The sequence below is a fragment of the Bariatricus sp. SGI.161 genome (genome assembly GCF_050313695.1).
Lineage (GTDB): Bacteria > Bacillota > Clostridia > Lachnospirales > Lachnospiraceae > JAFBIX01.
Genome location: NZ_JBNPLX010000007.1, coordinates 1 through 19,308, shown reverse-complemented (window position 1 = coordinate 19,308; position 19,308 = coordinate 1). Strand labels below are relative to the sequence as shown.

Annotated in this window: 24 protein-coding genes and 2 tRNA genes; 19 read left to right on the top strand and 7 right to left on the bottom strand. The window is 40.3% G+C overall.

The window, feature by feature from the left end; translation table 11 throughout:
• Positions 1–46: 46 nt before the first annotated feature.
• Positions 47–787, bottom strand: a complete 741-nt coding sequence (locus ACQRBH_RS05605) for a response regulator transcription factor (protein WP_347376333.1) — start codon at positions 785–787, stop codon at positions 47–49.
• The gene (locus ACQRBH_RS05600) at positions 784–1,848 is read right to left on the bottom strand and encodes a sensor histidine kinase (RefSeq protein WP_427742512.1); all 1,065 of its coding nucleotides are present in this window, start codon (positions 1,846–1,848) and stop codon (positions 784–786) included. The genes ACQRBH_RS05605 and ACQRBH_RS05600 overlap by 4 nt, the downstream gene beginning before the upstream one ends.
• Before the next feature lie 133 nt (positions 1,849–1,981).
• Here ACQRBH_RS05600 and ACQRBH_RS05595 point away from each other — a divergent pair, with 133 nt between their 5' ends.
• Positions 1,982–2,755, top strand: a complete 774-nt coding sequence (locus ACQRBH_RS05595) for a polysaccharide deacetylase family protein (protein WP_235232677.1) — start codon at positions 1,982–1,984, stop codon at positions 2,753–2,755.
• Here the strand turns inward: ACQRBH_RS05595 and ACQRBH_RS05590 are convergent.
• Entirely contained in the window at positions 2,742–3,386 is a 645-nt protein-coding gene (locus ACQRBH_RS05590; protein WP_427742515.1) for a PduL/EutD family phosphate acyltransferase, read from the bottom strand. The genes ACQRBH_RS05595 and ACQRBH_RS05590 overlap by 14 nt on opposite strands.
• A 167-nt stretch (positions 3,387–3,553) precedes the next feature.
• Between ACQRBH_RS05590 and ACQRBH_RS05585 the strand changes: the two genes are divergently transcribed.
• From ACQRBH_RS05585 to ACQRBH_RS05550, 8 genes are all read left to right on the top strand, one after another.
• Positions 3,554–3,763, top strand: a complete 210-nt coding sequence (locus ACQRBH_RS05585; protein WP_427742517.1) for a hypothetical protein — start codon at positions 3,554–3,556, stop codon at positions 3,761–3,763.
• Positions 3,764–3,945: 182 nt separating this feature from the next.
• The gene (locus tag ACQRBH_RS05580; protein ID WP_427761140.1) at positions 3,946–5,277 is read left to right on the top strand and encodes a glutamine synthetase family protein; all 1,332 of its coding nucleotides are present in this window, start codon (positions 3,946–3,948) and stop codon (positions 5,275–5,277) included.
• A gap of 61 nt (positions 5,278–5,338) precedes the next feature.
• Positions 5,339–5,887, top strand: a complete 549-nt coding sequence (locus ACQRBH_RS05575; RefSeq protein WP_427742521.1) for an ANTAR domain-containing response regulator — start codon at positions 5,339–5,341, stop codon at positions 5,885–5,887.
• Between the two features lie 16 nt (positions 5,888–5,903).
• Positions 5,904–6,749 (top strand): diaminopimelate epimerase, encoded by an 846-nt coding sequence (gene dapF, locus ACQRBH_RS05570; protein WP_427761139.1) that lies wholly within the window; start codon positions 5,904–5,906, stop codon positions 6,747–6,749.
• Positions 6,750–6,792: 43 nt separating this feature from the next.
• A complete protein-coding gene (locus ACQRBH_RS05565; RefSeq protein ID WP_427761138.1) occupies positions 6,793–8,007 on the top strand; it encodes an LL-diaminopimelate aminotransferase in 1,215 nt (404 codons plus the stop codon).
• A 246-nt stretch (positions 8,008–8,253) separates the two neighbouring features.
• Positions 8,254–8,324 (top strand) — tRNA-Gln (locus tag ACQRBH_RS05560).
• Between the two features lie 52 nt (positions 8,325–8,376).
• Positions 8,377–8,450: transfer RNA gene (locus ACQRBH_RS05555), tRNA-Pro, on the top strand.
• Positions 8,451–8,736: 286 nt separating this feature from the next.
• On the top strand, positions 8,737–9,606 hold the full coding sequence (locus tag ACQRBH_RS05550) for a magnesium transporter CorA family protein (RefSeq protein ID WP_235232670.1): 870 nt from the start codon (positions 8,737–8,739) through the stop codon (positions 9,604–9,606).
• Positions 9,607–9,749: 143 nt separating this feature from the next.
• Here the strand turns inward: ACQRBH_RS05550 and ACQRBH_RS05545 are convergent, their stop codons facing one another.
• Together ACQRBH_RS05545 and ACQRBH_RS05540 are read right to left on the bottom strand one after the other, a co-directional pair.
• Positions 9,750–10,283: an HdeD family acid-resistance protein gene (locus tag ACQRBH_RS05545; protein ID WP_427742526.1), complete on the bottom strand. Its 534-nt coding sequence runs from the start codon at positions 10,281–10,283 to the stop codon at positions 9,750–9,752.
• Between the two features lie 72 nt (positions 10,284–10,355).
• On the bottom strand, positions 10,356–10,796 hold the full coding sequence (locus ACQRBH_RS05540; RefSeq protein WP_427742528.1) for an Hsp20/alpha crystallin family protein: 441 nt from the start codon (positions 10,794–10,796) through the stop codon (positions 10,356–10,358).
• 349 nt (positions 10,797–11,145) lie between these two features.
• Between ACQRBH_RS05540 and ACQRBH_RS05535 the strand changes: the two genes are divergently transcribed.
• Positions 11,146–12,654, top strand: coding sequence for a sensor histidine kinase (locus ACQRBH_RS05535; protein ID WP_427761137.1), 1,509 nt, complete (start codon positions 11,146–11,148; stop codon positions 12,652–12,654).
• Positions 12,647–13,366, top strand: a complete 720-nt coding sequence (locus ACQRBH_RS05530) for a response regulator transcription factor (protein ID WP_287778347.1) — start codon at positions 12,647–12,649, stop codon at positions 13,364–13,366. Before ACQRBH_RS05535 ends, ACQRBH_RS05530 begins: the two co-directional genes overlap by 8 nt.
• A gap of 4 nt (positions 13,367–13,370) precedes the next feature.
• On the opposite strand, the gene ACQRBH_RS05525 is transcribed toward ACQRBH_RS05530, so the two are convergent.
• Positions 13,371–13,715, bottom strand: coding sequence for a winged helix-turn-helix transcriptional regulator (locus ACQRBH_RS05525; RefSeq protein WP_427761136.1), 345 nt, complete (start codon positions 13,713–13,715; stop codon positions 13,371–13,373).
• A gap of 136 nt (positions 13,716–13,851) precedes the next feature.
• Here ACQRBH_RS05525 and ACQRBH_RS05520 point away from each other — a divergent pair, with 136 nt between their 5' ends.
• Positions 13,852–14,247 carry a pyridoxamine 5'-phosphate oxidase family protein gene (locus tag ACQRBH_RS05520; protein ID WP_427742534.1) on the top strand — a complete coding sequence of 132 codons (396 nt, stop codon included), beginning with the start codon at positions 13,852–13,854 and terminating at the stop codon, positions 14,245–14,247.
• A gap of 29 nt (positions 14,248–14,276) precedes the next feature.
• A complete protein-coding gene (locus tag ACQRBH_RS05515) occupies positions 14,277–14,879 on the top strand; it encodes a DUF1349 domain-containing protein (RefSeq protein WP_427742536.1) in 603 nt (200 codons plus the stop codon).
• Between the two features lie 72 nt (positions 14,880–14,951).
• Here ACQRBH_RS05515 and ACQRBH_RS05510 read toward each other — a convergent pair whose 3' ends face one another.
• A complete protein-coding gene (locus tag ACQRBH_RS05510; protein WP_287779227.1) occupies positions 14,952–15,707 on the bottom strand; it encodes a 4Fe-4S binding protein in 756 nt (251 codons plus the stop codon).
• Between the two features lie 128 nt (positions 15,708–15,835).
• Here ACQRBH_RS05510 and ACQRBH_RS05505 point away from each other — a divergent pair, with 128 nt between their 5' ends.
• From ACQRBH_RS05505 to ACQRBH_RS05480, 6 genes are all read left to right on the top strand, one after another.
• The gene (locus ACQRBH_RS05505) at positions 15,836–16,276 is read left to right on the top strand and encodes an Rrf2 family transcriptional regulator (protein ID WP_287779226.1); all 441 of its coding nucleotides are present in this window, start codon (positions 15,836–15,838) and stop codon (positions 16,274–16,276) included.
• Positions 16,277–16,533: 257 nt separating this feature from the next.
• Positions 16,534–16,890 (top strand): hypothetical protein, encoded by a 357-nt coding sequence (locus ACQRBH_RS05500; RefSeq protein WP_287779223.1) that lies wholly within the window; start codon positions 16,534–16,536, stop codon positions 16,888–16,890.
• A 12-nt stretch (positions 16,891–16,902) separates the two neighbouring features.
• Positions 16,903–17,337, top strand: a complete 435-nt coding sequence (locus ACQRBH_RS05495) for an NAD-binding protein (RefSeq protein ID WP_287779221.1) — start codon at positions 16,903–16,905, stop codon at positions 17,335–17,337.
• Positions 17,327–18,019: a potassium channel family protein gene (locus tag ACQRBH_RS05490; protein ID WP_287779219.1), complete on the top strand. Its 693-nt coding sequence runs from the start codon at positions 17,327–17,329 to the stop codon at positions 18,017–18,019. The genes ACQRBH_RS05495 and ACQRBH_RS05490 overlap by 11 nt, the downstream gene beginning before the upstream one ends.
• A complete protein-coding gene (locus tag ACQRBH_RS05485) occupies positions 18,006–18,275 on the top strand; it encodes a hypothetical protein (protein WP_427761135.1) in 270 nt (89 codons plus the stop codon). Before ACQRBH_RS05490 ends, ACQRBH_RS05485 begins: the two co-directional genes overlap by 14 nt.
• The gene (locus ACQRBH_RS05480; protein WP_427761134.1) at positions 18,224–18,913 is read left to right on the top strand and encodes a potassium transporter TrkG; all 690 of its coding nucleotides are present in this window, start codon (positions 18,224–18,226) and stop codon (positions 18,911–18,913) included. Before ACQRBH_RS05485 ends, ACQRBH_RS05480 begins: the two co-directional genes overlap by 52 nt.
• Positions 18,914–19,308: the final 395 nt, after the last annotated feature.

Genomic DNA, 19,308 nt, shown 5'->3' with positions numbered 1-19,308 from the left:
GATACTTTGCGAATAGACAGTGCTTTTGGGAATCCTTAACACAAATTTAGCGTGAAGCAGGAGTTATCTTGGAGGGCAGTTCATTTTCATCTTCCTGCATACGATATCCAACACCGACTTCAGTGAAAAGGTATTCTGGCTGAGATGGATTCTTTTCAATCTTACGTCGGATATTTGCCATATTTACACGAAGAATCCGATTGTTGTTATCTGTATATGGTCCCCAGATATTGGACATGATCGCCGAATAAGTCATGACTTTTCCGGAGTTTTTGGCGAGAAAGGCTACAATCTTATATTCTACCGGAGTCAGATGTATGATCTCACCATCCAGAGTAACCATTCTTTTCTCAAAATCCAGGATCAGTTCTCCGCAACGGTAAGGACGGATGTACAGAGCAGAGTTGGAATCCATCCGGTTACTGTGGCGCAGTGAAGCACGAATCCTTGCCAGTAATTCTGATGTCCCGAATGGCTTGGTTATATAGTCATCTGCCCCCAGATCCAGAGCGGTCACTTTATCGCGTTCCCCCATTCTGGCTGAGATTACGATAATTGGGCAGCTGGTCCACTTACGTACAGAGCTGATGATCGTGTTACCGTCAATATCGGGAAGACCAAGGTCCAACAGGATGATATCCGGGCATTGTGAATTGATAATGGCAAGCCCTGCCTTTCCAGTGGCAGCAGTCGTTACCCGATAACCGTTTGCTTTGAGTGTCTTAGACATAAATTCCAGAATATTTTTCTCATCTTCAATAATCAGTATAGAATAATTGGGTGTCATGATATGGTGTCCTCCTTAGGAAGCGAAAAAGAAAATTCCGCTCCGTGTTCGTGATTGCAGGCAGTAATGGTACCGTTATGCGCCTGTACAATAGTGGCACAGATAGAAAGTCCAATCCCCATTCCCCGGTGTGTGTCGGAAGTCAGAGAATTCTTGTACTGTCCTTTAAAAATATCAGGTATTGTAGTTTCGTCAATACCCATTCCATAGTCAATAATGTGAAATGTGACCGTGGTGGGTTCTTCGGTTATATTCAATTCAATTGGACGGGTGCTGTGAGAATGCACCAGAGCATTTTCCAGAAGATTAATAATGACTTGTTCGATTAGCAATGGATCCATCGGAATCATTAGAATATTCTCGGGAGCCTGGACTTGAATAGAAGCATCAGGAATTCTTTTCTTCAGGCGAGAAATTGCTTCTGCAACAACCTCTTCTACGACTTCAATTTCTTTGATGACTTTGCTTCCGTCATCCTGAATTCTTGTGACAGACAGGAGATTTTCCACCATGTTGAGAAGCCAATGGGCATCTTCGTTAATCGTCGTGACCAGATTCGTCTTTTCATCCGGGGTCAGATCGGATTCATTTTCTATGTAAGAAGCAGAAGAACCGATAATGCTGGTCAATGGTGTTCGAAGGTCATGCGAGATGGCACGTAACAGATTGGCACGAATTCGCTCTTTCTCTGCCTCATTCAGTTCGCGTTCCCTTTCTGCAATCATTGCATCCTGTTTCTTGAGGCGAGTTGTCATTGCACTGATGGTAATCGTGATGATCAACATACAGAAAAAGGTGATTGGATATCCACTTAAAGTAAAATTTACTTCAAAATATGGAATAGTAAAAAACCAGTTGATAAATATAACACAGAATAAAGAAGAAAAAATCCCATATAGATATCCTGTGGTATATCGTGCAATTAAAATCAACGCAAGAATATAAATCAACGCAATATTGGCAGAATTATTTTTTACAAAATGAAAAAAAGAGAATGCCAGGATGGTAGCGATAATTAATAATGTCAGGGTATATAAAATATCATGTTTTATTCTTTTCATTGTTCGACATCCTTATTGGTTTTTACAGATATTGTTATTATATCACTAAACAGGCAAAACGAAAAGATTTGAAGAGGTAGGACGAAATCCAGATACATATATTAATAGTAAATGTATGGCTGGAGTCTTATTTATGAAAGAAGAAAATAAGAGAAAATGGAAGAATTACGGAGTGTTTGCCATGGTACTGCTTATTGCTCTGTCAGGTTCCTACAAGTATATTTCCAGTTACACGACCGTTTCCAGTAATGTAAATGGAAGAGAGCTTCCTATCTATTCTGTGGAGACATCGGAGAAAAAGGTTGCGTTAAGCTTTGATGCAGCATGGGGAGATGAAGATACGCAGAAGATTCTGGACATCTTAAAAAAACACAATGTCCATGTGACTTTCTTTATGACTGGAGGATGGGTGGAAAAATATCCAGAGGATGTCAAAGCAATAAAGGAAGCCGGGCATGATCTTGGAAATCACAGTGAGAACCATAAGAATATGTCACAATTATCGAAAGAAGAGCAGAAAGAAGAGATCATGAAAGTCCATGAAAGGGTAAAAGAACTGACAGGAGTAGAGATGCAGCTTTTCCGTCCGCCTTATGGAGATTATGATGATGAGGTGGTTCGGACTGCACAGGAATGCGGATATTATCCGATTCAGTGGTCCGTGGATAGTTTGGATTGGAAAGACTATGGAGTACAAAGTATTATAGACACCGTCTTAAATCACAAAGATCTAAAAAACGGTGCTATTATTCTCTGTCACAATGGTGCAAAATATACTGCGCAGGCACTGGAACAATTGCTGACAGGATTAGAAGAACAAGGATATCAGATCGTTCCGGTGTCAGAATTGATTTATAAAGAAGATTATCATATGGATGTGACCGGCAGACAGATTAAAAACGATTGATGCCGTTCTGAACTTCTTCTGCCCATTTCTGAAGATTGTAGGTTCGTCCGCCAAAGAGTTTTAACAATGCTCCGGTTGGATGGTTGTCATTGGCAAAAGCGTTAGCCTCGTCGGTGTCAACATGCATTGCCAGCGCAAAATTCGGATTCACACGAACAACAACGTCAGCAAAGATTAATGAACGTTCGAAACTCTCCATGATTACGAAAACTTCATCATTATCTTTGACATTTAACTGAATAGCCTGCACAGGAGTCATATGGATATGACGCTTGGCAACAATGACACCGTGGTCAAGTTCGATGCTCCCGTTCGGGCCCTCCAGGATACAGCCAGGAGTACCGGCTGTGTCGCCGGACTGACGGATGACACCGGGGATACCAAGCTTGCGGGAATCTGTCATGGAGATCTCTACTTGTGTCTCGTTACGGAAAGGACCGAGTACAGCAACTTTTTCAAAGGAACCCTTAGGACCTCTGACAGCAACACGTTCTTTGCAGACGTATTGTCCAGGCTGGCTTAACTCGGCTTTAAAAGTCAGGTCACGGTCTTCTCCAAATAATATGTTAAAATCCTCGCGACACAGATGAATGTGGCGCGCACTTGTCTCAATAGGTATTGCAAGTCCCATAATTCTTTCACCTCATTCGTAGAATATCTATATTCTATCAAAAACAAAATGATATTTCAATTCGGAAATAGGATATTTACTTTTATTAAAGTGCTTTTTCTGCTATAATGTACGCAGATATATATTTTTGATAACGATGAATATATAATGTGACAGGAGGTTTTCATATGAAAGATATCTTACAAAGTATAAAGGAATTTCTGGCAAGAGACTGGACCCCTGCAGAGAAAGTACTGGTAATCCTATGTGCAGTGCTGGCAGGGATTGTATATGGATTTTTGCTGGCTCCGATTAAAAGGGGAATCAGCTGTGGCAACAATAATGGAAATTCTTATGTACAGACAGATGACGGCTATTGGTTAGATGACGAAGATTAGAGCATGATTTGCAGAATCTTGGGCATTTTGTCACGTTGACAAAGTGCCTTTTTCTATCTATAATCTAAGAAGTAAAACAAAGGCGTTTTCATCATGGCATGAGAGCGCCCATTTTTATATAAATCAGGCAGATAAGAAAAGACATCTGGAATAAGTACTTATATAATTAGGAGGAAAAAATCATGAATAATTATACGAGAAAAGATATTTTGAGAATGGTGGAAGAAGAGGATGTGGGATTTATCCGCCTGCAGTTCACAGATATCTTCGGAACAATGAAGAATGTTGCAATTACAACCAGCCAGTTGGAGAAGGCATTGGATAATCAGATTATGTTTGATGGATCTTCCATAGAAGGATTCGCAAGGATTGAAGAATCAGATATGTATCTTTATCCAGACTTGAATACTTTTGAGACCTTTCCGTGGAGGCCGCAGCAGGGTAAGGTGGCGAGGCTGATCTGTGATGTATATAAGACAGATGGGACTGCTTTTGAGAGTGATCCGAGATATATCTTGAAAAAAGTTATGACGGAAGCCAGAAGCATGGGGTATGAATTTAATGTAGGACCGGAATGTGAATTTTTCCTGTTCCATACCGATGATGATGGCCGTCCGACGACTTTGTCACACGAATGTGCAAGTTACTTTGATCTGGGACCTTTAGATCTGGGAGAAAATGCAAGACGAGACATGGTATTGACTTTGGAAGATATGGACTTTGAGATTGAAGCATCTCATCACGAAGTGGCACCGGCGCAGCATGAGATTGATTTTCGCTATGATGAAGCATTGGCAACCGCAGATAATATTATGACATTTAAACTGGTCGTAAAGACAATTGCAAAGCGCCACGGTCTGCATGCTACATTTATGCCAAAACCAAAATACGGAATCAATGGTTCTGGTATGCATCTGAATATGTCGCTGAGCAGAGATGGAATCAATGCGTTCCAGGATACAAAGGATCCCAATGGATTGAGTAAAGAGGCATATTACTTTATTGGTGGAATCATGAAGCATATGAAGGCAATCAGTTTTATTACGAATCCAATCGTAAATTCCTATAAACGTCTGATCCCAGGATATGAAGCTCCAGTTTATATTGCGTGGTCTGCAAAGAACAGGACACCATTGATTCGGATTCCGGGAAGCCGGGGAGAAGGAACAAGAGTGGAACTTAGAAGTCCGGATCCTTCAGCGAATCCATATCTGGCTCTTGCGGTATGTCTGGCAGCAGGGCTGGATGGAATTAAGCATGAGATTATGCCTCCATGCAGTGTTGACTGTAATATCTATGAGATGACAGAGCAGGAGAGAATGGATGCAGGAATCGAGAATCTTCCGGGAAGTCTTCTGGAAGCAGCAAGAGAATTCGAAAAAGATGCCTTTATTCAGGATGTTTTGGGAGAAGATCTGTCAAAGAAATATATTAAAGCAAAGACAAAAGAATATGAAGATTATCGTGCACAGGTTACAGAATGGGAGCTTGGCAAGTACTTACACCGGCTGTAAATACTCCTGTTGAAACACGTAGACAATTCAGAGGAAGACAGAGATAACAGGGGGTGTGAGTTTGGTTGGTATTATTGTTGTATTTCCAAATCGGGATAATGCAACGAATATTCGCAACCTGTTAGTACGAGGAGGCATGGATGTGACCGGGGTATGCACTACAGGTGCCCAGGCAATGCATTATGCAGATACTGTAGATGAAGGAATAGTGATATGTGGCTATAAGCTGAAGGATATGATGTACACGGAACTTCGGGAATATCTGCCAGATAATTTTGAGATGTTACTAATCGCATCTCAGGAAAAATGGAGCGATGGTCTGGTTGAAGGGGTCGTAGGGCTGTCAATGCCTATTAAAGTATATGATCTGATCAATACGATGGAGATGATGCTTCGTTCCATAGACCGAAAGCGGAAGAAGAGAAAGTTACAGCAGAAAAACCGGAATCCAGAACAGCAGGCTTTGATTAAAAAAGCCAAGGAATTGTTGATGGCGCGTAATAATATGTCAGAAGAAGAAGCGCACAGATATCTACAGAAGAGTAGTATGGACAGCGGAACGAATATGGTCGAGACAGCAGAGATGGTATTAAGCGTTATGGCCGAATAGGAATAAGGAGATTAATATGAAGTTTACAAAGATGCAGGGACTGGGAAATGATTATGTCTATGTAAATTGTTTCCAGGAAAAGATTGAGAATCCTTCGGAAGTTGCGAAATATGTGAGTGACAGACATTTCGGAATCGGATCTGATGGATTGATTATGATAAACCCGTCAAAAGTGGCAGATTTTGAGATGGAGATGTATAACGCAGATGGTTCAAGAGGCGAGATGTGTGGTAACGGAATCCGCTGTGTTGCAAAATATGTATATGATTATGGGCTTACAGATAAGACAAGTATCTCTGTAGAGACCCTTGGAGGTATTAAATATCTGGATCTCACAGTGAAAGATGGAAAAGTAGCGTTGGTCAAGGTCGATATGGGCAGGCCGGAATTAAAACCGGAAAATATTCCAATTATTGCAGAGGGGGATCGTGTGGTCAACGAACCAATCGTAGTGGATCAGATGGAATACCGGATGACAGGTGTATCCATGGGAAATCCGCATGCGGTGGTATATATGGATGATGTAAAGGGACTTGATATCGAAAAAATCGGACCAAAATTCGAGAATCATGAACGTTTTCCAAAACGGATTAACACAGAATTTGCCAGAGTCATTGACAGACAGACGGTAGAAATGCGTGTATGGGAGAGAGGTTCCGGAGAGACACTGGCATGTGGAACCGGAGCTTGTGCAGTGGCTGTATCCAGTATCTTAAATGGTTTGACTGATCATAAAGTGACGATTCAGTTATTAGGTGGAGATCTGCAGATTGAATGGGATCAGGAAGCTGACCGGGTCTATATGACAGGACCTGCAGCAACCGTATTCGATGGAGAGATTGATATTTCTGGCATTCTATAGCTTAGAATAAATGTATATGAGAAAAAGAGAAGGAGAAAGAGCAATGTTTAAAGTAAACGAAGATTATTTGAAATTACCAGGAAGTTATCTTTTTTCGACGATTGGTAAGAAAGTAGCAGCTTTTCAGGAGGCAAATCCAGATAAAAGTATTATACGTCTTGGAATCGGAGATGTAACTCAGCCATTGGCACCTGCGATCATTGATGCTTTACACAGTGCGGTAGATGAGATGGCGCATGCTGAGACTTTCCATGGATATGCACCAGATCTTGGATATGAATTCTTAAGAAGTGCCATGGCAAAAAATGATTATCAGGACAAAGGATGCGATATTAAGGCAGATGAAATCTTTATCTCCGATGGAGCAAAATGTGACTCTGGTAATATTCAGGAAATCTTTGCAAAAGACAATAAGATTGCCGTATGTGACCCGGTATATCCAGTATATGTAGATACAAACGTAATGGCTGGACGTACAGGTACTTACGATGCAAAGACAGAAACTTGGAGTAATGTTATCTATATGCCATGTACCAAGGAGACAAATTTTGCGCCAGAACTTCCAAAAGAGACACCAGATATCATCTATCTATGCTTCCCAAATAACCCGACTGGATCTACTATTACAAAGGATCAGCTACAGGAATGGGTTGATTATGCCAATAAAGTTGGTGCAGTTATCATCTACGATGCAGCTTATGAAGCATATATTTCTGAAGAAAATGTTCCACACAGTATCTACGAGTGTGAAGGTGCAAGAACCTGTGCGATTGAGCTTAGAAGTTTCTCGAAAAATGCAGGGTTTACGGGAGTAAGACTTGGCGCAACCGTTATTCCAAAAGACGTAAAGAGTGGAGATGTGATGTTGCATTCTCTGTGGGCAAGACGTCACGGCACAAAATATAATGGAGCCCCATACATCGTACAGAAAGCCGGAGAGGCAGTATACTCAGAAGACGGAAAAGCCCAGTTAAAAGAGCAGGTCGCTTATTATATGAAGAATGCAAAGACAATCTATGAAGGATTAAAAGGAGCTGGTTATAACGTATCTGGTGGTGTCAATGCACCATATATCTGGCTGCAGACTCCAGATGGAATGACCTCCTGGGAATTCTTTGATTATCTGCTGGAAAAAGCAAATGTAGTAGGTACTCCTGGATCAGGATTCGGTCCAAGTGGAGAAGGATACTTCAGACTGACTGCATTCGGTTCTTATGAGAATACCGTAGCAGCAATTGAGAGAATAAAGAGAATCTAAGGCGAGAAAGTTTGTGGGTTGAGAAGTCATGGCGTTAGGATTGCTCAGGATGTTTGAGTGTCCGGTGCCTATCCTAACACCTGACATTCTCAAACTGTAGGAAGTTCTCGTGTGGGGAGTGCGCGCAGTGGTTTTTAGGTCGAGGAAAAAAATTGAGAAAAATGAAAAAAAGTTGAAAAAAATAAAAAAAGGGGTTGCTTTTTTTGAAAAACTTGGTATAATATAACATGTTCGCTGGAAACACATTGCGGATTGGTGTAATGGCAGCACAGCAGACTCTGACTCTGTTAGTAGAGGTTCGAGTCCTCTATCCGTAGTTCCTTGGCAGGGGCGCCGGATGTCTTCTTGTAAGACGTCCGGTTCTTTTATCGGAGTGTGGCTCAGCTTGGTAGAGCGCTACGTTCGGGACGTAGAGGTCGCGTGTTCGAATCACGTCACTCCGACTGGAACTAATGAATACCACAAAGCTTGGATTATAGGCTTTGTGGTGTTTTTTTTATTCTAAATTATTTCTTGGAAAAATCAAAAAAATCATTTCTTTTCTCTTGGTACTAAAAAAGTACTAAAAATTTTATAAGAATGTATTTGGGCATCTGAATGCGATATAAATATGTCTGATGTTGCTATTTGGTTATTGTGCTTGTGACAGTTCCTGCCAATTCGTATTTGCATTTCATAAAAATAAAGAGTATCCTGATTTACTAGAGAAGAATAAAGGAAGAAAGGAGTATGAGAGATTCTATGAAGAAGTTGCAGTTCCTTACGATCATAAAGGAAGATGAATTTCGAGAATTGAAGAAGGATTTTCCGCATGATAAAGAATTATTACACAGTATCAGATCAATCCGATACTGCAAAGCAGAAGTGTATCAGGATTGTATTCTGGGAACTTTGCGAGTACCGAAAAAAAATGAAAAACGTACATCTCAGATTTCCTGTGGATTTTACATGACAGATAAAGAACTTTTTTTAATTGAGTGCAATGGGGATCTGAAACACTGGATAGAGAAAAAAGAAGAACAGTTTCAGCAGTTGAAATCGCCGGATCAGTTTCTTCTTAAGATGATGGAAGTGATGATTGAAAATGATCTTTTGTATCTGTTACATTTAGAAAAAGAGATTGAAAAGATGGAAGACCAGCTCATAAAAAATGTTCCGGATGATTTCTTTACAGTACTTACAAGGTATCGTCAGAGACTTTCGGAGTTGGATGCCTATTATGAGCAACTTACTGTGATTGGTGATCTACTCCAGTCTCAAGATGGAATTTCTATCATCTGTAATACAGAACAGTGGAATCGTTATGCACTTCGTACAGAACGGCTGCAAAACCATGTACAGTTGCTTCGGGAGAATATACTACAGTTACGGGAATTGTACCAATCTCAGCAAGATGCACAGCAGAATAAGATTATGTGTATTCTGACGGTTGTCACAACGTTATTCCTTCCTTTGACACTTTTGACTGGATGGTATGGTATGAATTTTGTAAATATGCCAGAGCTGCAGTGGAAATACGGATATGTTGCAGTGATTGCAATTGCAGTAATAACAATTATTCTGGAACTTATTTATTTTAAAAAGAAAAAATTGTTGTAGGATAAGATTATCCGTAGAGAGCAAGAGAATTGTTTTTGAAATTAGCTATTCGTTAAAAAAGGCTGCACACAATTTTGTATGCAGCCGAATCTATATGAAGAGGTGCCTTTTTTCCTCCTTGGCAATGTTATTTTTGTTATATTTTACATCCAGAAGCGATTGGAAAAGCATCCACGTATAACAGATACAATACCCTGTAGGATCAAGAAAAATCCGATTACCCAGGCCATAGCTGCAATACTTGCAAATGGATGTGTGAATGACAGAAAACCAATCACAGTCAGCAGGATTCCAAGTACTGTAAACCAGCCCCAGCCCTTTACTCCCAGTTTTTGAAGGTCGAAAGAATTAACCAGTTTGGTGATACCTGAAAAAATCAGCCACATTCCTAAAATAAAGGAAATAGTCATTGCTGTAAACCATCCATTTCCCAAAATGAATAAAGACATCAGTATGGTCAGAATGCCGTCAGCAAGAAACCAGCCAGAGCCTGCCATATAATCATGACCGGCTGCAAATATCACAATATCTATAATGCCGGAAAACATCATGGCAACTCCAAAGATAATGGGAAGACCATAAAGAATTTCTCCAGGATTCCTCAAACATCCGATCCCGATTATAATCAGAAAGATTCCGGCTAAAATCCATAATACTCTTGATGTCGTTTTACTCATATCAAAAACCTCTTTCCTGCTTGTATTTAGCTTTTAAAACAGGCAGGGGGTTTATTCCCTGCCCGTTTGAGATTAACCTTCGATGGCAATATAATGTGAGTTGTTTTCTACTGCCTTCTGCTTTTTTGGAACAGTAAAGGAAAGAATACCATTTTCAAATTTCGGATGGATGTCTTCTCTCTGAACATTATTTCCTACATAAAAGCTTCTGCTTACATTTCCGGCATAACGCTCGCGGCGGATATATTTTCCTTCCTTATCTTTTTCGTCTTTATCCAGACCTTTTGCCGCACTTACGGTTATGTAACCATTTTCAAGCTGGATCTGAATCTCGTCTTTCTTAAATCCCGGAAGATCAATGGCCACTTCGTAAGTGTTGTCTTTTTCCTTCACATCGGTCTTCATGATATGGGGAGCATGTTTCCCATACAATTTTTTATCGATGTCCGGGAAAGCAAAATCATCCAAAAAATCATCAAATAAACTTTCTCCAAAAATACTAGGCATTAACATAAGTCATATCTCCTTTCATGACATAAACTAAAGTTTGCACTATCGGAGAAACCCGAAGTGTTGATTTATGAATATCAGGAAGAGAAATCATTTCCTCTTCCTTGTTCTATGTGTAATATAACACCTGGATTAGCACTCGTCAATAGAGAGTGCTAATAATTCTGTGAAGATTTTGTGAATTTTGTGAACCATGCGAAATTTTGTGATTACTGATATTAGATTCAGAGGAATTAATCCTGGATGTTAATTATTATTTGAGCAGAAACAGAATGCCATGTTTCCTGGGATTGGAAAAACAAACTGTGTGTGCTATACTTAACGAGATTAATATGATAATAAAGAGGTGATCATGATGATTAAAAGGAAAGAAATCCTGTATAGCCTGTTGAAATTGTCGGTTATCGTATTTGCAGCCACCATACTTGGGAAGATTTTTACAGAGCTTGGATTTCCGGAGACGAATATTGTTGTGATGTATCTTCTGGCTGTTCTACTGGTTGCGAGATTTACATCGGGATATCAGTACGGGATTTTATCTGCAGTAGTTTCACTTATATGCTATAATTATTTTTTTACAGAACCTTATCACACCCTTGCCGTAAATGATCCGGGATATCTGATCACTTTTTCAATCATGCTGATAACTTCATTTCTTACAAGTGCTCTGACAACAAAAGAAAAGCTTTTAACGAAAGAAGCAAATGAAAGAGGGGAAGAAAGCCAGATTTTATATATGCTTTCCAGTAAGTTGTCTGATGCGGCAGATATGGAAGCTGTTTTGAAAATTGCAGCAGAAAGTATCAGCCATTTGCTTCAGGTAAATGTCGGATGCATTTATGTTGGAAGGCAGTCTGAACCAATTTACATCCAGCAGTCAGGAAAAGAACAGATTCACAGAAGTGTGCCAGATGCAGATGAGATTCGGAAGATATATACAGATCTTCGAACCGAATATCTGGAAGAAGAGGAAGGTTATGGATACCCGGTCAACGGACGGGAGCATCTGCTGGCAGTGGTCAGAATTGATAAAACCGTGTATACAAAACAGCTGCAGGAAAAGAAAAAATTACTGCATTCTATCATGGAGAATGTTTCCATGGCAATGGATCGGATTGAAGTAACGATAGAAAGAGTGCGTGACAGAGAAAGCATGGAACGGGAGAGAGAACGTGCGAATCTTTTGCGTGCAATCTCTCATGATCTTAGGACCCTACTGTCGGGTATCATGGGGACATCGGAAATGCTGATGGATATGACAGACAAAGAAGACAGGCGTCAGGAACTGCTTCAAGGAATTTATCAGGACGCAGACTGGCTGAAATCATTAGTCGAAAATATCTTAAGCCTGACCAGGCTGCAGGATGGTAAAATTGTGATACATAAGGAAATGGAAGCAATCGAAGAGGTGATTGGCTGTGCAATCGCTCATGTGGAACGGAGCTTTCCAGAGCGGGAGATACAGGTAGAGATACCGGAAGAGTTCCGGTTAGTGCCTATGGATGCAAAGCTGATTGAGCAGGTAATAACCAATCTGTTGGACAATGCAGTGAAACACACAAGACCGCGGGAGGCCATTACTGTTTCTGCCAGTTACACAGAAGATACACTACTGGTTTCTGTCCGGGATGAAGGAGAGGGAATTGATGAAGCAGATGTTCCCAATCTATTTAAAATATTTTATACTTCCAAGACCCGTTCGGCTGATGTGAAGAGAGGAATCGGGCTGGGGCTTACGATCTGTGAGACAGTGGTAAATGCCCATGGTGGAACAATCACCGGGCGGAACCGGACGGATAGAAAGGGAGCAGAGTTTATCTTTACATTACCTCTCCCGGAAGGAGGAAGAGAAATTGTTTAAAGAAAAAATATTGATTATAGAAGATGATGTACAGATACAGAATTTTATGGTTTATACATTGGAAAATGCAGGTTTTTCTGTGGAAGGCGTAGTAAATGGTAAAGATGGCATCTCCTATATGGTAAGGAAAAATGCAGATCTGATTTTATTGGATCTGGGCCTTCCAGATATCGATGGAATGGAAGTACTTCATAAAATCCGGGAGTGGTCAGAAGTTCCTATCATTATCGTTTCTGCAAGAGACCAGGACAAAGAAAAGGCAGCGGCTTTGGATGATGGTGCGGATGACTATCTGACAAAACCCTTCTCTGCGACAGAGTTGATGGCCAGAATTCGTGTGGCGCTGCGCCATTATTATCGGATGAAGCATTCAAGTATTGAGGAGCAACCGGATGATACAGTATATGTCAACGGTGGTCTGAAGCTGGATAACGGAGCACATATTGCATATAAGGATGGACAGGAGATTCATCTGACGCCTCTGGAATATCAGCTTTTGCTTTTGTTTATGCAAAATCCGGGGAAGGTACTTACTTACCATACGATTTTGAGGAAGATATGGGGAGAAGGATATGGGGAAGATACACAGGTACTTCGTTCTGTAATGGCGTCCACCCGAAGAAAAATTGAACGGAATCCGGCAAAACCGGAGTATATAGAGACAGAAATAGGGATTGGATACCGGATGCGGGAGCATGAAGCCGTAAAGTAATTTACTAACAGTTTTTCTGATTCAGGTAATCAATATATTCTTCGCCCCACTCACCAAGAGCATCGAGAACTTTCTCGAATTTTTTTTCGATAATGGTCAATGAATACTCTACTTTTGGAGGAATCTGGGAATATTCAATGCGTTGAATAAGTCCTTCCTCCTCTAAAGTTTTTAATTGCCTCGACAGAGTAGTATGTGTCATTTCGACAGGCATCCTCCGTTGCAGTTCATTAAACCTGATAGGCGCTTCTTGGGATAGAATATATAAGATATACATTGACCATTTTCCAGTCAGAACTTTTTGAGAAGTTACATATGGACATAATCCAAACAATTCTTTCTTTGCCATAATGGTATCCTTTCTGATAGTGGTATCATAAAATATCGTACTTGTGATTTTGCACTTACGATCATATAATGTCAGTATACTTGAGATCGACATTCAAGTCAATTAAATGAAATCAACCAGAAAGGAAATGATTATTATGAAAGAAGTATATGAATTTTTAAATAATTGTGGTACGTTTTATCTTGCAACTGAGGAGAATGGTCAGCCTCATGTTCGCCCGTTTGGCGCAGTATGTGAGTTTGAAGGGAAATTATATATTGTAACAAACAATCAGAAAAAGGTATATCAGCAAATGTTGAAGAATGGAAAAGTGGAAATTTGCGGTATGAACAAGGGGAAATGGATACGTGTAGAGGGAACCGTAAAAGAGGACTTGCGTCGTGAAGCAAGAGTTGCTATGATGGAGGAAAATACCGCTGCGCTTAGCAGTATGTATTCTGTAGATGATAATTTGATGACTGTATTGTATTTTGAGAATGGAACGGCAACGATTTATTCATTTACAGAAGCTCCCAAAGTTATTACATTGTAATGTCACAGCCATTTGAAGAGGATAAAGGAATGGATTTCACGAAATTTTATTGGACAAGAGAACCGGACTGTTACAGAATAAATAAAGATTCTATTGAGATTATCACAAAGCCTCATACGGATTTGTGGCAGAGAACATACTATCATTTTCAAAATGATAATGCCCCGGTATTACAAATGGAAACCGAAGAAAAATATTTCAGTTTTGTTGTGAAAACAGAATTTGAGGACAGTCATTGCCGGTTTGACCAGTGTGGAGTTGTAATGTACCTGGATAGTGAAAACTGGTTAAAAGCTTCTGTTGAATATGAAAATCAGGAGTATCAGCATTTAGGTAGTGTGGTTACAAACTATGGATATTCTGATTGGGCAACAACTGTGATTGATGCATCTGTAAAATCTATGTGGTATCGTTTTAGTCGTAGAGACGATGACTACTGTATTGAATGTTCTGAGGATGGTGAGCAATTTAGTCAGATGCGTATTTGCCATATGCACAAAGGCGATGGGAAAATCAAATTTGGTATTTATGCATGCTCTCCAGAAGAATCATCATTTAAGGCTGTTTTCCGCAATATGAACATAACGGAATGTCAGTGGTTAGCTCATGACGGGCAACAACCTGATAAATAAGTAAGAGATGTACAGATTCCCCTCCCAATCGAAACAATATGTTGGGAGGGGTTATATTATTTAGATAATAATTTAGAAAAACAATTCGTTTGCTTTTTCAATAGAGCAAGCTTTTTTTATTGCAGTAGCAGCAATAGAAGTCATAAGACTGCTGACCTTTCTGGCATGAACCGGACATATGGATATGCATCGCATACAGGATATGCATTTGCTTTTGTCTGAAACCTTGAGATTATCTGCAGAGATGGCGTTTGCAGGACATTTCAGTGCACACTGTCCACAAGATACGCAAGCAGAACCTGCTTTTGGAATCATTCCTGCTCCAGCTTTTTTGTATGGCCTGTTGCCAGGAATAGATGGCTTGGAAAAATCATTGGAAGATGCTTTTTCGAGAACTTGCTCACCGAATTTTGTAAGGACTTTGCAATCATCTAAATTAGGTCTTCCAGCCGCAAACTCATGTATGATGGAATGTTCTGCAACCGCAGAGATAGCAGCAATTACTCGAAATCCGGCATTTTGAGCATAATCTTCCATTTGAACGAGGGTATCTTCATATGCACGATTTCCATAAACTGCAGCAATAACGCATAATGCTCCGTTGCCATTGAGCATAGAAAGTCGATCCAAAGCAAGTTGCGGTGCAATACCGCCAAAAGATGGCATTGCAATCAGTACGAGAGAGTCACTTTCAAAAGAAATATCTGTATAGTTAGTATCAGGAACGGATAGATCAATCGTGTCAACTTGAGGCCAGTTCTGTGTAATTGCATTTGCGACTTTCTCTGTTCCGCCAGTTGGGCTGAATATGATCTGATAATTTTTCATGATAATCCTCCTTTGATGTAAAAAATAAAACTACACCTCCTGGTGTTATTGTAACTGATTTGAGGTGTAGTGTCAACATTTACACCATACGGATTATATGTTAAAATGGCATGTGGAGGATTGATTTTATGCATATTAGTAATAAGTGTTCGATTGCAGTTCATTGCCTGATATTTATATATGAATATGGTGAAAAGAAGAAAGTGACAAGTGAACTACTCTCACTGTCCACAGGATGTAATCCAGTTACTATCAGAAATATTGTAAGTGCAATGAAAAAAGATGGAATAATAGATGTGAAATTTGGAACAGGCGGAGCAACGCTTGCGGTTCCAATTCAGAACATTTCTCTATACCGTATTTGTGCGGCGGTAGATCCGAAGGCAGTAGATAAAATGATAAGTATTCATTCTACACCATCTCCGTTCTGCCCAGTTGGCAGAAACATAGGGGGTGTGCTTGATCGAACCTATGGCACTCTTAAAGAAGATGTAATATCCAGCATGAAGTCTATAACGATGGAAAGAATAGTGAATGACTATCATGCAATACTTGAAAGTGGTAAATGATATTATTTTTCAAAAGAACCTGTACAATTCGGAATTTTGTGAAAAGAGAATATTGAGTAAACCAAAGGGCATCAACCGTAAAAGAGTTGGTGTCTTTTTTTTCTCACACCATTCTCACAACATCCGTCTAATCTCACAGCTCCTTCACACATTATAGAAAATCTCACAGGATTCTCACAACCTGTGATTCTATTCCCACACCGTTCCCACAGCAAAAAAGATATACTGCAGGTACAAAAGAAAAGGAGGAGAGCCAGATGGCTGAAAAATTAGAAGACAGATGTAAAATGCTGATCGTTCAGCATGAATATAAAAAATGTGAAAAAAAATTGGGAGAGGCAATGCTTCAGAATCCTCATTCCGCAATCCCTCATAACCTGATGGGAATCCTGATGGAAAAAGAGCGTAACCATGTCCTTGCAATGAAACATTTTCGTGCAGCTTACGCACTGGATCCTACTTACATTCCCGCACGCTATAACATGGAGCAGTATGGAACTATGTATCCTTCCGGAAAATGTGCCTATACAGAGGAGGATTGTCCGGTGCAGAATGATCCACAGTTTCAAATCGTTTATGATGAACATCATGTAGGGCATCTTGTAAGAAAATAGGAGGGTTGGATTATGGGAAAAGAGAATGAATGCACTGTGATTGCCGGCTGTGGACGTCTGGGTGCAAGCATAGCGGGAAAGCTTTCGGAAGAGAAAAAAGATGTAATGGTTCTGGATTGTGATAAAACGGCATTTCGGAAATTGCCATATTCCTATGGTGGATTGACGGTAACGGCCAGTGCGACAGATATGGAGAGACTGACAGCAGCTGGTCTTCAGGATGCTGTAGCTTTTATTGCTGTTACAGATTATGATTGTGTGAATATCTGTGCAGCACAGATTGCGAAAAAGATGTTCCACATTCCGAAGGTTGTGGCACGGATCTATGATGAAGAGAAGATTGCCCTGGTAAAGGATATGGGAATTGACACGATCTGTCCGTCGGAACTGTCGGAGAAGGAAATTGCCAATTATATTGAAATTGGAGGTGAGAAGCATGTGGGGTAAAAAGAAAGAACAAAAGAATATTTTAATTGTCGGAGGATTTCATAAAGCCAGATCCCTTGCTGCTTCTTTGTTGAAAAAGGGATACCGTGTGACGGTTATAAATAAAGATTATGAGGATTGTGAAAAACTGGCAGAAGTAAACAAGTTGAATGTCATTTACGGAGATGGAAGTAAAAAGTTTATTCTGGAGGATGCGGTTGCCGAAAACTGTCAGGTGGCGATTGCTCTGACAGATAGTGACGAAATTAATCTTGTCATTTGTGAAATGTGTAAACAATTCTTCCATGTGAAAAAAACGGTGGCACTTTTAAATGATCCGTCGAAAACCGACTTTTTCTACCAGATGGGAATTGACCGGGTAGTTTGTGCGTTGAATATGATTACAAACATTATGGAAGAACAGGCAATCATGGATGAAATGACGAAAATGATCCCGGTTGACGAGGAAAGAATTCATATTATGGAAATTCCAATTCCCAGGAATTCGGCAGTTGCCGGAAAAAAATTATGGGAGCTGAATCTTCCGAAGGAAATCATTATCGGATGTATCCTGCGGGGTGACCAGAGTCTGGTCCCCAGAGGGGATACCCGTATTACAGAAGGGGATGTGCTTCTGATCATCACTTCGGACAAGAGTAAACTTGATCAGATAAAGGAGCTGACGGAATATGCTGTATCGTGATGGAATACCGGTTATGGGAAAAATGATGGTATTAGAGGGCTGTATCCTGTTTGTTCCGCTGCTGGTTCTCCCATTTTACCCCAAGGAAATCGTTTTTGCCTGGCAGTTCTTGCTGCCAGCGGCAGTATCCATTGTACTGGGGGTGATTGTCTGCCATAGAAAAAAAGAAAAACAAGTAGCAGCCGGATGGTGGCTTTTGCATGGATGTATGGATTCATACTTGCTGCTTTTCCATTCTGGCTGTATGGAAATATGACCCCTGTGCAGGCACTTTTTGAATCTGTAAGCGGATTTACCACGACCGGGCTTTCGGTACTGGATGTGGAGCGGCTGCCGCATATATTCCTTTTCTACAGAGGTTTTCTGCAGTATGTGGGCGGTCTGGGGTTTGTGATGATGATGCTCCTTTTTATACAGGAAAAGGATTCTGCTACCTTGTACCAGGCAGAGGGGCATCCGGATAAACTGATGCCAACCATTGGAAAAACGGTAAAAGTAATTGGAATGATGTATGGCTTTTTCCTGATTGCAGGTACGATATTGTATACCATATTCGGGATGCCTTTTTTTGACAGCATTGTCCATACTATGTGTGCATTGTCTACGGGTGGATTTTCCAACCGGCTGGACAGTATCGGCTATTATCATTCCCTTCCCATTGAATGGATCACCGTTTTGCTGATGCTGATTGGAACAACGAATTTTTCTCTGTTATTGCTTTTATTCCATGGACGGATCCGGGATTTCCTGCGGGCAAGTGAAATCCGATTTTTGGCTGGTCTGACCGTAATCACGGTTCCGGTGATGACATTGTTTTTGAACAAGAGTGGGATCTCTGTCACACAGAGTTCAGAACTGGCTTTTTTTAATGCGTTTTCTGCATTATCCACGTAGTGGGAACGATCGCGTTGATATTCTTTTCCGGATGTACATTGCTGGAGGGAGCGTTTGAGTTTGCCTCATCTCTTGGTACCGTGGGGCTTTCCATTGGAGTTACCAATGGAGGAACATCTTCCGTATGTCTTTTGATTGAAATAATCGGGATGATTTTAGGAAGACTGGAGATTTTTGTATTGCTTCAAGCTTTTTTCAAAAAATAAAACTTTATAACTTCTTTAAATGGAGAGCATTCTGCTTAACAGAAGTTTATAAAGGAAAGTAGTAGATTAAAAAAGTACTCAAAAAAGAGTACCAGGACTATGAGAAAAGGAGGCAGAGAGATGAATATCATCACAGCAGTCATAGGAATTTGTGCGGCAGCACTACTGATTTATTATTTTGTAATCTTA

What these genes read in the sequence shown, in the direction of transcription:
- ACQRBH_RS05510 (WP_287779227.1), bottom strand. Translation starts at nt 15,707, where the DNA reads ATGAAAAATTATCAGATCATATTCAGCCCAACTGGCGGAACAGAGAAA.
- ACQRBH_RS05605 (WP_347376333.1), bottom strand. Translation starts at nt 787, where the DNA reads ATGACACCCAATTATTCTATACTGATTATTGAAGATGAGAAAAATATT.
- ACQRBH_RS05520 (WP_427742534.1), top strand. Translation starts at nt 13,852, where the DNA reads ATGAAAGAAGTATATGAATTTTTAAATAATTGTGGTACGTTTTATCTT.
- ACQRBH_RS05525 (WP_427761136.1), bottom strand. Translation starts at nt 13,715, where the DNA reads ATGGCAAAGAAAGAATTGTTTGGATTATGTCCATATGTAACTTCTCAA.
- ACQRBH_RS05535 (WP_427761137.1), top strand. Translation starts at nt 11,146, where the DNA reads ATGATGATTAAAAGGAAAGAAATCCTGTATAGCCTGTTGAAATTGTCG.
- ACQRBH_RS05590 (WP_427742515.1), bottom strand. Translation starts at nt 3,386, where the DNA reads ATGGGACTTGCAATACCTATTGAGACAAGTGCGCGCCACATTCATCTG.
- ACQRBH_RS05595 (WP_235232677.1), top strand. Translation starts at nt 1,982, where the DNA reads ATGAAAGAAGAAAATAAGAGAAAATGGAAGAATTACGGAGTGTTTGCC.
- ACQRBH_RS05515 (WP_427742536.1), top strand. Translation starts at nt 14,277, where the DNA reads ATGGATTTCACGAAATTTTATTGGACAAGAGAACCGGACTGTTACAGA.
- ACQRBH_RS05600 (WP_427742512.1), bottom strand. Translation starts at nt 1,848, where the DNA reads ATGAAAAGAATAAAACATGATATTTTATATACCCTGACATTATTAATT.
- ACQRBH_RS05490 (WP_287779219.1), top strand. Translation starts at nt 17,327, where the DNA reads ATGTGGGGTAAAAAGAAAGAACAAAAGAATATTTTAATTGTCGGAGGA.
- ACQRBH_RS05580 (WP_427761140.1), top strand. Translation starts at nt 3,946, where the DNA reads ATGAATAATTATACGAGAAAAGATATTTTGAGAATGGTGGAAGAAGAG.
- ACQRBH_RS05585 (WP_427742517.1), top strand. Translation starts at nt 3,554, where the DNA reads ATGAAAGATATCTTACAAAGTATAAAGGAATTTCTGGCAAGAGACTGG.
- ACQRBH_RS05565 (WP_427761138.1), top strand. Translation starts at nt 6,793, where the DNA reads ATGTTTAAAGTAAACGAAGATTATTTGAAATTACCAGGAAGTTATCTT.
- ACQRBH_RS05505 (WP_287779226.1), top strand. Translation starts at nt 15,836, where the DNA reads ATGCATATTAGTAATAAGTGTTCGATTGCAGTTCATTGCCTGATATTT.
- ACQRBH_RS05495 (WP_287779221.1), top strand. Translation starts at nt 16,903, where the DNA reads ATGGGAAAAGAGAATGAATGCACTGTGATTGCCGGCTGTGGACGTCTG.
- dapF (WP_427761139.1), top strand. Translation starts at nt 5,904, where the DNA reads ATGAAGTTTACAAAGATGCAGGGACTGGGAAATGATTATGTCTATGTA.
- ACQRBH_RS05485 (WP_427761135.1), top strand. Translation starts at nt 18,006, where the DNA reads ATGCTGTATCGTGATGGAATACCGGTTATGGGAAAAATGATGGTATTA.
- ACQRBH_RS05480 (WP_427761134.1), top strand. Translation starts at nt 18,224, where the DNA reads ATGTATGGATTCATACTTGCTGCTTTTCCATTCTGGCTGTATGGAAAT.
- ACQRBH_RS05545 (WP_427742526.1), bottom strand. Translation starts at nt 10,283, where the DNA reads ATGAGTAAAACGACATCAAGAGTATTATGGATTTTAGCCGGAATCTTT.
- ACQRBH_RS05540 (WP_427742528.1), bottom strand. Translation starts at nt 10,796, where the DNA reads ATGTTAATGCCTAGTATTTTTGGAGAAAGTTTATTTGATGATTTTTTG.
- ACQRBH_RS05550 (WP_235232670.1), top strand. Translation starts at nt 8,737, where the DNA reads ATGAGAGATTCTATGAAGAAGTTGCAGTTCCTTACGATCATAAAGGAA.
- ACQRBH_RS05500 (WP_287779223.1), top strand. Translation starts at nt 16,534, where the DNA reads ATGGCTGAAAAATTAGAAGACAGATGTAAAATGCTGATCGTTCAGCAT.